General features: G+C 36.0%; 11 protein-coding genes and 1 tRNA gene. 5 read left to right on the top strand and 7 right to left on the bottom strand.

Annotated elements, in window-relative coordinates:
* Positions 1-21 precede the first annotated feature (21 nt).
* Positions 22-1629, top strand: coding sequence for a transcription termination factor Rho (gene rho / locus M0R38_07715; GenBank protein ID MCK9481628.1), 1608 nt, complete (start codon positions 22-24; stop codon positions 1627-1629).
* A gap of 3 nt (positions 1630-1632) precedes the next feature.
* Here rho and M0R38_07710 read toward each other — a convergent pair whose 3' ends face one another.
* The 5 genes from M0R38_07710 to M0R38_07690 form a co-directional block, all read right to left on the bottom strand.
* A complete protein-coding gene (locus M0R38_07710; GenBank protein ID MCK9481627.1) occupies positions 1633-2505 on the bottom strand; it encodes a hypothetical protein in 873 nt (290 codons plus the stop codon).
* A gap of 60 nt (positions 2506-2565) precedes the next feature.
* The gene (locus M0R38_07705) at positions 2566-4335 is read right to left on the bottom strand and encodes an ABC transporter ATP-binding protein/permease (protein ID MCK9481626.1); all 1770 of its coding nucleotides are present in this window, start codon (positions 4333-4335) and stop codon (positions 2566-2568) included.
* Positions 4328-5083: a tRNA pseudouridine(38-40) synthase TruA gene (gene truA / locus M0R38_07700; GenBank protein MCK9481625.1), complete on the bottom strand. Its 756-nt coding sequence runs from the start codon at positions 5081-5083 to the stop codon at positions 4328-4330. The genes M0R38_07705 and truA overlap by 8 nt, the downstream gene beginning before the upstream one ends.
* A complete protein-coding gene (locus M0R38_07695) occupies positions 5083-6282 on the bottom strand; it encodes an acetyl-CoA C-acyltransferase (protein MCK9481624.1) in 1200 nt (399 codons plus the stop codon). Before M0R38_07695 ends, truA begins: the two co-directional genes overlap by 1 nt.
* A 72-nt stretch (positions 6283-6354) precedes the next feature.
* Positions 6355-7236, bottom strand: a complete 882-nt coding sequence (locus tag M0R38_07690) for a DMT family transporter (GenBank protein MCK9481623.1) — start codon at positions 7234-7236, stop codon at positions 6355-6357.
* A gap of 136 nt (positions 7237-7372) precedes the next feature.
* Between M0R38_07690 and M0R38_07685 the strand changes: the two genes are divergently transcribed.
* Positions 7373-7448: transfer RNA gene (locus M0R38_07685), tRNA-His, on the top strand.
* A 59-nt stretch (positions 7449-7507) separates the two neighbouring features.
* On the opposite strand, the gene M0R38_07680 is transcribed toward M0R38_07685, so the two are convergent.
* Complete coding sequence (locus tag M0R38_07680; protein MCK9481622.1) at positions 7508-9349, bottom strand: S9 family peptidase; 1842 nt, start codon at positions 9347-9349, stop codon at positions 7508-7510.
* Between the two features lie 192 nt (positions 9350-9541).
* Between M0R38_07680 and M0R38_07675 the strand changes: the two genes are divergently transcribed.
* The 3 genes from M0R38_07675 (at position 9542) to M0R38_07665 (ending at position 12268) form a co-directional block, all read left to right on the top strand.
* A complete protein-coding gene (locus M0R38_07675; protein ID MCK9481621.1) occupies positions 9542-10426 on the top strand; it encodes a bifunctional 5,10-methylenetetrahydrofolate dehydrogenase/5,10-methenyltetrahydrofolate cyclohydrolase in 885 nt (294 codons plus the stop codon).
* Positions 10427-10445: 19 nt separating this feature from the next.
* Positions 10446-11027, top strand: coding sequence for a 7-carboxy-7-deazaguanine synthase QueE (locus tag M0R38_07670; protein ID MCK9481620.1), 582 nt, complete (start codon positions 10446-10448; stop codon positions 11025-11027).
* 146 nt (positions 11028-11173) lie between these two features.
* Complete coding sequence (locus M0R38_07665) at positions 11174-12268, top strand: acyl-CoA desaturase (GenBank protein MCK9481619.1); 1095 nt, start codon at positions 11174-11176, stop codon at positions 12266-12268.
* Positions 12269-12274: 6 nt separating this feature from the next.
* On the opposite strand, the gene M0R38_07660 is transcribed toward M0R38_07665, so the two are convergent.
* Positions 12275-13948 (bottom strand): hypothetical protein, encoded by a 1674-nt coding sequence (locus M0R38_07660; GenBank protein MCK9481618.1) that lies wholly within the window; start codon positions 13946-13948, stop codon positions 12275-12277.
* Positions 13949-14028: the final 80 nt, after the last annotated feature.

Raw genomic sequence — 14028 nt, 5'->3', positions numbered from 1 at the left:
TATTTATAATCAATATAATCAATGTCTGAGATTGATATTTTAAAGGAAAAGAAAATTTCCGAATTGCGTGAAATTGCTATTGCATTGGGTGTTGAAAATGCAACCGGGTTAAAAAAGAATGAGCTAATTGATGCCATTGGCAGTAAAAAATCCGAAACGGAACTAAAACCAGAGCCGGAACCTGCTAAAATAGAAGCTGCATCCAATCAAAGGAACGGTCATGAACACAAACATGAACGCAAGCGCAGACCTATCAACCATAATACTGAGCAATCTCATAATAAAGTTTTAGAACAAGGCAAGAAGGTGCACTCAACTGAAAACACAAATCAAGCTATTGAAAAAAAAATAGAAGAAAATGTTGATGTTAACACAGCGATAAATAGTGAAATTAAAGCTGAATCGCAAGTAGAAGATAAGGAAAACAACGAAACCAAAATTATAGATAGACAGAGATCAGAACAATCTGAAAGAGATAAACAAAGACAAGAGAGAATTAATCAAATCATGGAATTAGAAGGTTTGGTTACTTCGATTGGTGTGCTGGAAGTGATCCAAGAAGGGTATGGATTCTTGCGTTCTGCTGACTATAACTACATGTCATCACCGGATGATGTTTATGTATCTCCTCAACAAATTCGCTCTTATGGACTTAAAACAGGCGACACAGTCGTTGGTACTATTAGGTTGCCAAAGGATAATGAAAAATATTTCGGCTTAGTCCAGATTCAAAAAGTAAATGGTAAAACGCCTGCTGAAATCAGGGATAGAATATCATTTGAACATTTAACTCCGCTTTTTCCAAATAGTAAGATAAACCTTGTTGACAACCCTCGCAATTTTAGTAATAGAATTATTGATTTAGTTTCTCCTATTGGTAAGGGACAACGTGGACTAATTGTGGCACAACCCAAAACAGGTAAAACCAACTTATTACAAGGCATTGCTAATGCAATTGCAGCAAATCATCCTGAAATATATATGATTATTCTGCTGGTTGACGAAAGACCTGAAGAGGTTACAGAAATGGCTCGAAATGTTAAAGCTGAGGTTGTTGCATCTACATTTGACGAACCTGCTGAAAAACATGTAAAACTTGCGAATATTGTGCTTGAAAAATCAAAAAGGTTGGTCGAGTGTGGTCATGATGTGGTAATATTACTTGACTCAATCACCAGACTTGCCAGAGCTTATAATACTGTACAGCCGGCATCAGGTAAAATTTTGTCTGGAGGGGTAGATGCAAATGCATTACAAAAACCAAAAAGATTCTTCGGTGCAGCTAGAAACATAGAAAATGGCGGTTCGCTTACTATTATTGCTACTGCATTAATTGATACCGGTTCTAAAATGGATGAAGTGATTTTTGAAGAGTTTAAAGGAACCGGGAATATGGAACTTCAACTTGATAGAAAACTTTCTAACAAAAGAATTTATCCTGCTATTGATATTGTATCCTCAAGTACTCGGAGAGAAGATTTGTTGTATGACAAAAATACACTGCAAAAAATGTGGGTTCTTAGAAATCATCTTGCGGATATGACATCTGAGGAAGCTATGACTACCATGCTTAGGTACATGGAAACCACGCTTGACAATAAAGAGTTCCTGATTAGTATGAATGGTTAGTTGTTAACCCTTCTTCAAATTTAAAATCCAAACAAGTGAAATGCTCAGCCCCATTCTGCTGAATGGAAGTTGGGTTGATATACTTTCTGAAGGTTTATTCTTGTCAAACCCCGAGGGGTTAAGTATCGGATCGTTTTTAACATCCTTCATATCCTTATAAAAAATGGTTTCAAGGTCGGAAGTAGTTGGGTAACGTTGTGCAAGCGAAGTACCATCAGAGGAGGTGTAATTTCTAATGATTGAACTTTTATTTGAAATACTCATAAAGGTATATACAACATCACCTTTGATTAATAAGTGCTCTGAGAGTTGATACCCTATGCCACACCTTAGATTCAGACCAACTGTAATTCGAGATTTATACTGCAAACTTGTTTGTGAGTTTATGTTGCCTTGTTTGTTAATTATTACTTCTTTGAATCTTGTAATTAAAGGAATGACAAGCAAAACATCAGAACCAATTAATATTTTGTTGTTAAATTTATTTTGCAAACCAATTCCTAATAAAGCATTGAGTTGATACGCATCCATCATCTTCACGACTTTTTGACCGGAGTCGTAGTTTTCCATAAGATATGTTTGCTGTTTCTTTCCAATGAGTGCAGAAACGCCTGCATTTACAGTTAACATGGAAGAATCGAAAGACCTTTTTGCTAAAATCCCAAATTCATTACCAGATCCAAAGCCAATACCTTTTTCACTGTTCCATGATTGTCCATTTTGAATAAAATCAGATTTGGATGTATATGAATTACTTGCAGACCAAGAAAATGAAGTAAAAGGCTCAAACATGATATTGTTTTGCGCCCAACCGGTTAATGAACCCACCATTAAAATTGTAATACCTAAAACTATCTTGATTACAAATGACTTCATCAGTTACAGTACATTAAAATAGGAGACAAATATCATTGTATTACAACTTTAATCAAAACATTATTCTGTGAGGATTTCTTGTGTTCCGGACTTTTGTAATTGATAATATCTGCCACGTTGTTTCACTAACTCTTTATGAGTGCCTGATTCCACAATTTCACCATGACTCATTACAATAATATTGTCTGCTTTTTCAATAGTTGAAAGCCTGTGTGCAATAACAATAGAAGTTCTATTGAACATCATTTTTTCAATTGCCTTCTGAATTACATCTTCAGTTTCCGAGTCAACAGAGGAAGTTGCTTCATCAAGTACTAATATTTTAGGGTTTACAACCATTGCACGTACAAAAGATATTAATTGTCTTTGCCCCATAGACAAGGTGTTGCCACGTTCCATGACTTTGTAATCATAAGCGCCCGGTAATTTCTCAATAAAGGTATTTGCTCCCAATAATTTGGAAGTTTCAATCACTTGTTCTCTGCTTATTTCCGGCATATTCAAAGTGATATTCTCTAATATAGACCCTGAAAACAAGAAAACATCCTGCATTACAATTGCAATTCTTTTCCGTAAGAAGAGCGCATTCCATTCTGTCAGTGACACTCCATCTATTGTAATTTGTCCTTTGTTGTAGGGATAAAATTTCATCAACAAGTTGATTATGGAACTTTTACCCGAACCTGTCTCGCCAACAATTGCCAACGTTTTTCCTTCATTCAGAGTAAAAGATAAATCTTTGATTACATAATTTTCGTCATTATAAGCAAACCAAACCTTATCAAAGACAATATTGCCAATAGGTTCAGCAACGTAACTACCTTCCGAATCTTCCAAATTTTCTTTATTGTCAATTAACTTAAATACTCTGGACGCTGCAACCATTCCCATCTGTACATTGTTAAAGCGGTCTGCTAACATTCTCACAGGACGAAAAAACATATTGATATAGAGAATGAATGCAGTCAATTTTCCAAATGTTGCAACTCCTACACCTAACATTTCCTTTGTTCCCCACCAAACCAATAAAGCCAATGAAATGGCGGTAATAATTTCAATTACAGGGAAAAATACTGAATAATAAAGTACAGAACGCTGATTTGCTTCATAGTGTCCCATATTGATTTCTTTGAATTTTTCATATTCAATATCTTCACGATTATACAACTGAACTACTTGCATTCCCGTTATTCGTTCTTGCACAAACGAATTAATTTTTGCTACCGCTACTCTTACATCTTGGAAAGATTCTTTCACTTTAATTCTGAAAATATGAGAAGCGTAGAGTAAGAGAGGCAAAACCGACAAAGTTATGAGGGTTAGTTTCCAATCTATGTAAAACATAAACCCTGTGATTGCAATCAGTTGCAAAATGTCGCCTGTAATTGTAATAATACCTGCGGCAAAGAGATCTGCAATCGTTTCTATATCATTGACACATCGGGTAACAAGTTCGCCAACGGGAGTCTTGTCAAAAAACTTTTGCTTCATTAAATTTATTTTAGCAAAAACCTTGTTCCGCATGTCATTAATTACACTTTGACCAATCCACCCCGTTATATAGCTATTCCAAAACTGTAATAAAGTCTGAATGACAAGTAGAGCTATGGTTATGATAGTAATCCAAAGAAGTCCTATTTTATCGGCTTGTGCTACATAATCTTCTAAGGCAAGTTGGATAAGGTATGGACGCAAAGGAGCAGTTACAGCAACCAAAATAGTACTGATGATTGCAAGCCAGAATTGCTTTTTATATGGAGATGCAAGCTTAATAATCCTCCATAGGAGCATTCCATCAAACATCCTTTTATTCTTACCTTCTTTACTCATTATGATTGATAAAAATATTTTCAGGGTACACAACCTTAGTCAAATACAAACCATCAGAAGGCACACTTTGACCGGCTTTTCTCCTGTCTTTACTTTCTAATATACTTACTATCGTATCCGGTTCCATTCTCCCATATCCAATATCTAATAATGTACCCACAATGGCTCTCACCATATTGCGAAGAAAGCGGTTTGCGCTGATAGTAAAGATGATTGTGTTTTGATTTTCTTCAAAACGCGCTTCAGTAAGGTCGCATATATGGTGTTTTAAATCATTTACCCTGCTAAAAGCTTTAAAATCCATCTTGCCCACCAATAATTTAGCAGCATCCTGCATGCGTGACAAATCCGGTTGATGCCAAATGAAATATGACTTGCCTATTTCAAAAGGGTCTTTTTGTAAACTTATTTTGTATTCATAAGTTCTGGAAATAGCATCAAAACGAGCATTTGCATTATCTTTTACACGAAAGAGTTTATAAGCGGCAATCTCGCGAGGTGTAACACCATTAAATTTTCTAATAAACAAGGGAATGTCCTCAATGAGATTTTCAGTATCAAAATGCAAAAAAAACTGCTTTGCATGTACTCCAGAATCAGTCCTGCCGCATCCCAAACAATAAATATCTTTTCTGAGAATAATGCTTAACGCTTTATCTACTTCTGCTTGCACAGTATTGCCATTGGCTTGTAGTTGCCAGCCACAAAAAGGTTGCCCGTCAAATGCAATTTGGAGAAAGTATCTCATTAAGATTTCTCAAAAATCATTGCCATTCCTTGGCCTACGCCTACGCACATAGTTGCAAGACCATAGCGAACATTTGCTCTCTTTTTCATTTCATGTAAAAGTGTAGAAGAAATGCGTGCTCCACTGCATCCTAATGGGTGTCCAATTGCTATCGACCCGCCATTTACATTGACTATTTCAGGATTTAGTCCTAATTCATGCATGCAAACAATACTTTGGCTTGCAAATGCCTCATTTAATTCAACCAACCCAAGGTCATTGATTGTTAATCCTGCTCTCTTGAGTGCCTTTTGTGTTGCCGGAATAGGACCGATTCCCATGATCTCCGGGGCAACTCCTGCTGCCGCAAAAGAAACAATACGAGCCAGCGGTGTAATATTATTTTCTTTTATAAACTTTTCAGATGCTAACAAGAGTACAGCTGCACCGTCATTCACACCGGATGAATTTCCTGCTGTAACTGAACCATCTTTTTTAAATGCAGGTTTTAATGAAGCTAATATCTCAAGTGAGCTAAGTCTAGGATGTTCATCAGTGTCAAAAACCGTTTTTTCGCCCTTCTTTCCGTTTAGAATATAGGGTGTTATTTCATCTTTGAACTTCCCTGCATTATTAGCCATATCCCATTTTACTTGACTGTTATATGCGAAAGCATCTTGCTGTTCACGAGTTAGGTTCCATTTTGTTGCAACATTTTCAGCAGTTTCACCCATAGTAAAAGGATGGTGCAAAGCAGACAATGCCGGATTTGTAAACCTCCAACCAATGGTAGTATCAAATACTTCGGGAACTCTGTCAAATGCTTTTTCAGATTTAGCCATTACGAATGGCGCACGACTCATGCTTTCAACACCTCCGGCAATATATAAATCGCCATAGCCTTGACTTATGGCTAAAAAACCATCTGCAATTGCATGCAAGCCACTGGCACATAAGCGATTAACCGTAAATCCTGAAACTTCTGTAGGGAGTCCTGCCAATAGACTTGCCATACGAGCCACATTTCTATTGTCTTCTCCTGCTTGATTGGCAGCACCCAAAATGACTTCTTCTGTTTTAGAAAAATCAACTTTGGGATTTCTATCAATTAAACTCTTTATAACATGTGCAGCCATATCATCAGGACGAACTGACGAAAGAGTGCCTGCATATTTGCCAATCGCTGTTCTAACAGCATCAATTACATAAACAGAATTCATTTGTACAAATTTTTCGTGGCGCAAAGGTAGGGTTCAAACTGCAATTATTGGAAATGAATTAATCTCAACAGCTTATTTACCCCTGATTAAATAAATGCCACCCATAATAAATAGCAAGGAGAGGAGTTCTGATTTTCCAAATGCTTCTCCATCTATAACACCCCAGAGTGCTGCAACAAAAGGGAGCATATAATTTACTGCTGCACCAAATAGCGCATTCGTTTTTTGAATTAATGCATTGTAAACAAACAAAGACATTGCTGTGCCAACAATACCCAATAAAAGTATTGACAACAAGGAAACACTCCATATTTGTGTAGATTCTTGTAGCACTTGTGGCGCACCGCTCGCAAAAACTACTCCGGTAGCAGGAAATGCAACAATACTTAATGGAATCATCCCAGCTAAGACCGGCTTAATATGTCCAATCTTTGATTTGATTATATTGAGGTTAATTCCATAAAAGAATGTAGCTAAAAAGACTATCAAGAAAGGAAAGATTGAAAAGTTGTTGAAGTTGATACCTACTTTGTTATATATCAAATATATTGCACCACACAATCCTATCAACAGCCCTAAAACTTGTTTTTTGTTTGATTGAATATTAAAAAAACTTACTCCCACAATTAATGTAAATACCGGTGTCAAAGCATTGAGCGCACCTGCAAGTGAACTCTCTAATCCTGCTTGTTGTGCGTAGGTAAACATAAATGCAGGGATACCATTTCCTATAAATCCGGCTAAGATTAACCACAACCAATCTTTTTTTTTAATTGACTCTCTATGTTTAATAAAAAAGGGGACAGCAATCATCCCTGCAAAGAATAGTCGTAAGGAAGCTACTTGCCAGCTGTTAAAAGCTATTAAGCCTTTTTTCATCAATATAAATGAACTACCCCAAACTACGCCCAACACAATCAAAATGAAAAATTGACCAAATTTAGTGTTGAGCATGGTTTGAAATTTAAGGCGCAATATTAGTTTTTTGCTTTGTCCGCTTTATAAATTTCTTTGAGATAAAAGTTTACAAGAAAAATATTTGTACAACTATTGAAATTGAAAGTATAAGGTTATATTTGCACCCCCAAACGGTGATTGTAGCTCAGTTGGTTAGAGCACCTGATTGTGGTTCAGGGGGTCGTGGGTTCGAATCCCATCATTCACCCAACAAAAAAGCCTCTCAGTAATTGAGAGGCTTTTCTTTTTGAAGACAGATAGATTCATATCACAATGTTTCATCAAGCCATTTAAAAAATTCACTTTGCCAAATCATTGCATTTTGAGGGGATAAAATCCAATGGTTTTCTTCGGGGAATAACACAAACCTACTCTTGATTCCACGTAATTGTGCTGCTTGAAAAGCCTCTTGTGCTTGCCCAATTGGAACCCTGTAATCAATGCCTCCTTGGGTAATTAATATTGGGGTATTCCAATTTTGTACATAATTGACGGGGTTAAACTCTTTGTATGTTTTCTGAGCTATTTTATTCTCAGTCTCCCAATAAGCTCCACCTGCATCAAAGTTTGGAAACCAGACTTCTTCTGTTGTGCCATACATACTTGTTGTGTTAAACACACCGGCATGTGCAATGAAAGTCTTAAATCTACCTTGATGCATTCCGGCTAAATAAAAGACTGAATAACCTCCATAACTTGCGCCAATTGCTCCCAACCTTTTATTATCTACATAAGACTCCTTAGCAACATCATCAATAGCAGACAGATAATCTTTCATTACTTGACCACCCCAATCTTTGCTAATGGCTTCATTCCATTCGACTCCATGTCCGGGCATTCCCCTACGGTTGGGCGCAACCACTATATATCCTTTTGCTGCCATCAATTGAAAATTCCAACGGAATGAATAAAATTGAGACAATGCAGATTGTGGTCCGCCTTGGCAATAGAGTAGGGTCGGGTACTTTTTATTCGGGTCAAAGTTTGGAGGATAAATGACCCATACCACCATGTCTTTGTTGTCTGTGGTTTTTACTATTCTTTTCTTGATTTCACTAGTCTGAATATTGTTGTAATATTGGTCGTTAACCCCGGTAAGCTTTTTGAGTTTTTTAGTTTGCAAGTTGAAGCTATAAATCTCTGTTGCTGTATTCATGTCTGTTACTGTAACAATCAAGTTGTTACCTGCTTGTCCAACAATTCCGGTAATATCAAATTGACCATCTGATAACTGGGTAACCAAAGGTAGTTTTTTAGTTTTTCCGGGATAGTCAACTGAAAACAGTTGTATGGTACCTCCAATTGCTGCAGTAAAGTAAAGCGTTCTGTCATCATCTGCCCAAATAAATTGCTTTACTGTTCCATCCCACTGTTTAGTAAGGTTTAATTTAATGTCATTCTCAAGAACATAAATATCATTTTTATCTGCTTCATAACCATCTCTTTCCATACTGAGCCATGCTAAAGCACCTTTTTTATTAAAAGCAGGGTCGGTATCATACCCTTTCATACCTACTGTCAGATTTGTAGTTGTTTTACCGGCTATATCATACTGATAAATATCGGTATTGGTGCTTGTTGCATAAGCAGTTCCTTCGCTCTTTTTTGTAACATAGAGTATTTTCTTTCCATCAGGAGACCATGTATAATCATTGTCACCACCGAAAGGTTGTTGAGGGCAATAGAATCGCTCGCCTTGAAGCAAATCTGTCCCGTAAGTGTCAGGCTCGCCAACTGATTTGTAGAATAGATGTGTATATTTACCCTCAAACCAAGAACTCCAATGACGATAGTCTAACCCATTATAAATCTTTACGTCAGAATATGCATAGTTGGGGTATAGGTCTTTACCAAGAACCGGTTGCAACATGATATCCATTGTATATAAAATATATTTACCGTCAGGTGAAATATTTTTATTAGGAAGCAATTCATTGAAATTCTTTATTTCCGTAGCGTTCCCACCCTCAAGAGGAATTTGATAGTATTTACTGCTAAAGTTATTGTTAGCAACCGATGGAGTTGATACTTTATATATAATATGTTTTTTATCCTTGCTTATCCCCAAAGCCGAAACTCTACCCAATTGCCAAAGCAGTTCAGGTGTCATAACTTGTACTTCGGATGCACTTACAGGATTGATAAGACTGATTTCTTGAGCAATGGCTACTATATTGAAGTTAAAAATAGCAGCTATTGCAAATACCTTTAATTTATTCATATTGCGTTTTTAATTTTGGGCAAATATAAATTTATCTGTTTGTCTTGTCTTAACTTTGCACACCCTAAAAAAGAGCAAAACATGATAAAAATTGATGGTGTTAAGGTAGCCAAGGAAATTAAGGAACAATTAAAACAAGAAACATCTGCTATCATTGCTTCCGGTAAACGTGCACCTCATTTAACAGCCATTTTAGTTGGGGATGATGGAGCAAGTCAAACTTATGTTGCTTCAAAAGAAAAGGATTGTCATGAAATTGGTTTTGGCTCCAAAGTAATTAGATTACCTGAATCAACCACAGAGATTGAATTGCTTTCAATCATCAAACAAATCAATATGTCGGAACATACAGACGGATTGATTGTTCAGCTACCATTGCCAAAGCATATTTCTGAGAAAAAAGTAACGGATACCATTTCACCTCTAAAAGATGTAGATGGGTTTACTCCTGCAAATTTCGGGTTGGTAGCAAGAGGAGAGGGCGGTTTTATTCCTGCAACTCCATTTGGTATTTTAAAATTGATTGAAGCTTATAAAATTGATACTCAAGGCAAACATGTTGTTGTCATTGGAAGAAGCAATATTGTTGGAAGACCAATGAGTATTTTGTTATCACAGTCTTCTCAAACAGGAAATGCAACTGTTACTTTATGTCATAGCAAAACTAAGAACTTGGAATTTTTCACCAGGCATGCTGATATTGTTGTTGTAGCTATTGGTATTGCAGATTTTCTAAAAGGTTCAATGTTAAAAGAAGGGGCAACTGTTATAGATGTTGGTATTACACGTGTGTCAGACAGCCAAAAGCCCAAAGGATACACACTAAAAGGAGATGCAGATTATTCATCATTAGAAGGTATTTGTTATGCTGCAACACCAGTGCCCGGTGGGGTAGGCCCAATGACTCGAATTGGACTGATGATAAATACTTTAGAAGCCTTTAAAAAGAAAAACAACCTTGTCTGAATCAACTTTATTGCCGGTAATGGAACGCTTCTACACCATTCAAGGTGAAGGAACGTATAGCGGATATGCTTCTTGGTTTATTCGACTTGCCGGTTGTGATGTAGGATGTGTATGGTGTGATGTCAAAGAAAGCTGGAATGCTGGGGGTTTTCCTATGTTGACGCCTCAATTTTTAGCAGAGGAAGCCGAAAAAAGCGGAGCACAAATTGTTGTTATTACAGGTGGCGAACCCTGTCTATATGATTTGACTAATTTGTGTAACGAACTGCATGATAAAGGACTTAAAATACACTTAGAAACATCTGCGTCCTCTTATATACGCGGAAGTTTTGACTGGATTTGTATTTCTCCTAAAAAATTCAAAAAGCCTATTATGTCTCAATTGCAAAAGGCAAATGAACTTAAAATTATCGTGTTTAATCAATCCGATTTCAAATGGGCAGAAGAATTTGGCAAAGAAGTTAACAAAAAATGCAAATTGTTATTGCAGCCTGAATGGAGTAAAACAACGCAAATGTTGCCAAAAATCATAGAGTATGTCAAGTCGCATCCTGAATGGCAAATTTCTCTTCAAACCCATAAGTATATGCAAATACCTTAGGGTTTTAATAGGCTGTTTAACAAACACAGCTCTTTTCCTACACTAAAAAACCTATTTTGTATATTTGTAAACGTTTGTTATTTTTTTTGTTGAATAGTTCTACATTTGTCCCTACACTCATCCTCATTATTAAACACCTTATTACAATGCAATTTAAAGCAATCAGATTTAACAAGAACGACCAACCTGAATTTTTTACAGAGGTAAAAAAAAGAGTCAATCAATATTTTGAAAGTAATCAGATTGCACCAACAGCCAATCTTTCAATGAAAATCAAAACAGTTTTCATGTTACTTTTATATATTGTTCCTTTAGTAATTATGTTAGCAAATCTAACCGATAATGTTTGGGTGATGTATTTGCTTTGGGTATTGATGGGTTTTGGGTTTGCAGGTGTTGGGTTGTCAATCATGCACGATGCAAACCATGGTGCATATTCCAAAAATAAGAAAGTAAATAATTTCTTAAGCTTGATGCTGAATTTAGCCGGAGGATATCATATCAATTGGCGCATTCAACATAATGTACTGCACCACACTTATACTAATATTTTTGGATACGATGAAGATATTGAGAAATCTATTATCAGAATGACACCCGATCAAAACTATCGCAAAATACACAGATTTCAGTTGCTCTACACTCCTCTGCTTTATTCAATAATGACTTTTTACTGGATTGTTTCAAAAGACTTTGAACAATTATTCCGATACAACAGAAAAGGATTATTCAAAGCACAAGGAAAGACATTTAATCAAGCCCTGTTCGAAATCATTTTGACAAAAGCAGTTTATTTTGTTTTAACTGTCGTTTTGCCTCTGATAATTTTACCATTTGCATGGTGGCATATTTTATTGGGATTTCTCATTATGCACATCATTGGGGGGCTTACACTGGCATTGATTTTTCAAACTGCACATGTAAACGAAAGTACTGATTTTTATATCCCTGATACCGAAACCGGAAATATTGAAAACAGTTGGGCTATCCACCAAATGAAAACCACTTCAAATTTTGCTCACGGAAGCCGTGTTTTCTCATGGTATATTGGTGGGTTGAATTATCAAATCGAACATCATTTATTCCCCGGAATTTGTCATGTTCATTACAAAAATATTTCTCCTATTGTTAAACAGACAGCTCAAGAATTTAATCTCCCTTACTTTCAAGAAAAGACCTTTTTAAGTGCAGTTATCAGTCATTTTAAATTGCTTAACAAACTAAGCAAACAAACTGCATAAAATCAATTAGAATCTATATCCTACACCGGCAGTTGCGTTAAATCCATAAACCGGAAATTGGTACCAGCGTTGATACATAGTGCCTGCTAGGTTATTTAGTTGAATAAATACAAGAAATCCGTTTTTTAATATGTAATCAGCTCCTAAGTTCACGTCAACCAATGGCTTTAGGGTTATCTTATTCAGATTTTGATCTATTGCAGTTCTGTTGCCAAGTGCAATTACATCTAAATGGGTAAATAATTTCTTTGACATAGTGTAGTGTGTGCTTAATTTCACTTCAAAATCAGGATACAGCCATGCCTCTTCTTCTGTTTCCATTTGGTAGTTGTTATATTTTCCTGTTAAATTAAGCCATAGTTTGTCCCCCAGATTATAATTAGCACCTATTGAAATATAAGAATAAATGCCATTATCATATTTAATTGCAAATCTTCTAAATGGGTCATCACTACCCACAAAAAGAGGAAAATTTGCAATCTGAGCGCTTGAGCCTTCTATCATAAATACTGTTCCAGGAGCAACATTTGCTTCAAGACTTCCAAAGCCTCTAAAACTTGTAAATTTATTTTTTAATTCCGGTCTTTCTTGTAGAAAAGGATTCATCCCATACAAAGTTTGCAAACCTTGTTTCTCATAACCACCATCTGTACCAAGAAGTAAAACAACCTTCTTTTCAATCAATGGAATTTTAAGTGAAATGTTCGGGGTTATATATGCTTTAGGCTCCAGAGAGTCACCAAAAACATCAAAGTTAAAACCAACGTTCGCAGTCAACTTTTTTCCTCCAACTTCAAAAGTTGCTTCCTCATTCGCAGTAAACCAAACAAAATAGCGACTATATTTAGCCGCCTCCCAATACCTAAGTTGATCTATATTAGTAGAAAGTTTAATATCTAAAGGCATTGTTTCTCCTTCTTTAATAAAACTCTCATGCTCCATACGCATGTGCCCTTTAACTTGGAAACTGTTTTCATACACATAATTGCTCATGTTGAATCGTTGGAAACCGGCATCTGTCCTAAAATAGGGTTTCTTGCCAACGTAGTTAATGTTCCCAAACTTGTAATATGTATTTACATTCCATTGTTCCATATAACGGGTAATATCTCTTTTGCTATAATTGACAACAGAGTCCGGTAAATTGTAATAATGCAACACATCTCTTGCAAAATCAAACGCTACTCCAAATTCCTCTTTGCCGCTAAAAATCTTAGCAAAAGCTCCTGCTTCATTTCTGCTAAAATCCTTATTAGATTTAGGGATATTTGTTGAATAGTGAGAATATTTACCGCCATAAGCATTGTTAGGGTTGCTGAAATTGTTGAAAATGATGTTTCCGGTAATAGCATTAAGATTACCATATCCAAGTTGAGCTAATCCATTCGGTAGCACTTGCTTATGTTCAGGAAAGAATGTTACAGGGGGAAACACTGATATCTCTTTGCCTGTTTGAGAAAATTTATCCAATGTTTTAAAAGTGAAAATCGGTAAATTTTGACGTGTATTCCTTGTTGTATTAGGAAGCATTTCAAGTTTGCGCCCTTCAGACAAAGAAGGATTTGTTGGGACTATAATATATACATTATCTCCTGAAGTATCTTTTTGTGCAAACAACTCAGTGCTTTGAGTACAGAATATTGAAAGCGAAGTAAGTAGAAGAATCTTCTTGTTTTTCATTGCATACATAACTTCACAAAAGTGAATCTATTCAAAGTTGGAATCAGATTGAACTTCTCAACAATGTTGAGAGCTATACA

The organism is Bacteroidia bacterium (assembly GCA_023228875.1).
GTDB lineage: Bacteria > Bacteroidota > Bacteroidia > NS11-12g > UBA955 > JALOAG01.
This window is presented reverse-complemented; position numbering and strand designations above follow the sequence as displayed.

Bases quoted from the DNA above. Each gene is read 5' to 3' on its own strand.
- M0R38_07710 (MCK9481627.1), bottom strand. From the start codon at position 2,505: ATGAAGTCATTTGTAATCAAGATAGTTTTAGGTATTACAATTTTAATG.
- truA (MCK9481625.1), bottom strand. From the start codon at position 5,083: ATGAGATACTTTCTCCAAATTGCATTTGACGGGCAACCTTTTTGTGGC.
- M0R38_07690 (MCK9481623.1), bottom strand. From the start codon at position 7,236: ATGCTCAACACTAAATTTGGTCAATTTTTCATTTTGATTGTGTTGGGC.
- rho (MCK9481628.1), top strand. From the start codon at position 22: ATGTCTGAGATTGATATTTTAAAGGAAAAGAAAATTTCCGAATTGCGT.
- M0R38_07695 (MCK9481624.1), bottom strand. From the start codon at position 6,282: ATGAATTCTGTTTATGTAATTGATGCTGTTAGAACAGCGATTGGCAAA.
- M0R38_07705 (MCK9481626.1), bottom strand. From the start codon at position 4,335: ATGAGTAAAGAAGGTAAGAATAAAAGGATGTTTGATGGAATGCTCCTA.
- M0R38_07660 (MCK9481618.1), bottom strand. From the start codon at position 13,948: ATGAAAAACAAGAAGATTCTTCTACTTACTTCGCTTTCAATATTCTGT.
- M0R38_07680 (MCK9481622.1), bottom strand. From the start codon at position 9,349: ATGACACCTGAACTGCTTTGGCAATTGGGTAGAGTTTCGGCTTTGGGG.
- M0R38_07675 (MCK9481621.1), top strand. From the start codon at position 9,542: ATGATAAAAATTGATGGTGTTAAGGTAGCCAAGGAAATTAAGGAACAA.
- M0R38_07670 (MCK9481620.1), top strand. From the start codon at position 10,446: ATGGAACGCTTCTACACCATTCAAGGTGAAGGAACGTATAGCGGATAT.
- M0R38_07665 (MCK9481619.1), top strand. From the start codon at position 11,174: ATGCAATTTAAAGCAATCAGATTTAACAAGAACGACCAACCTGAATTT.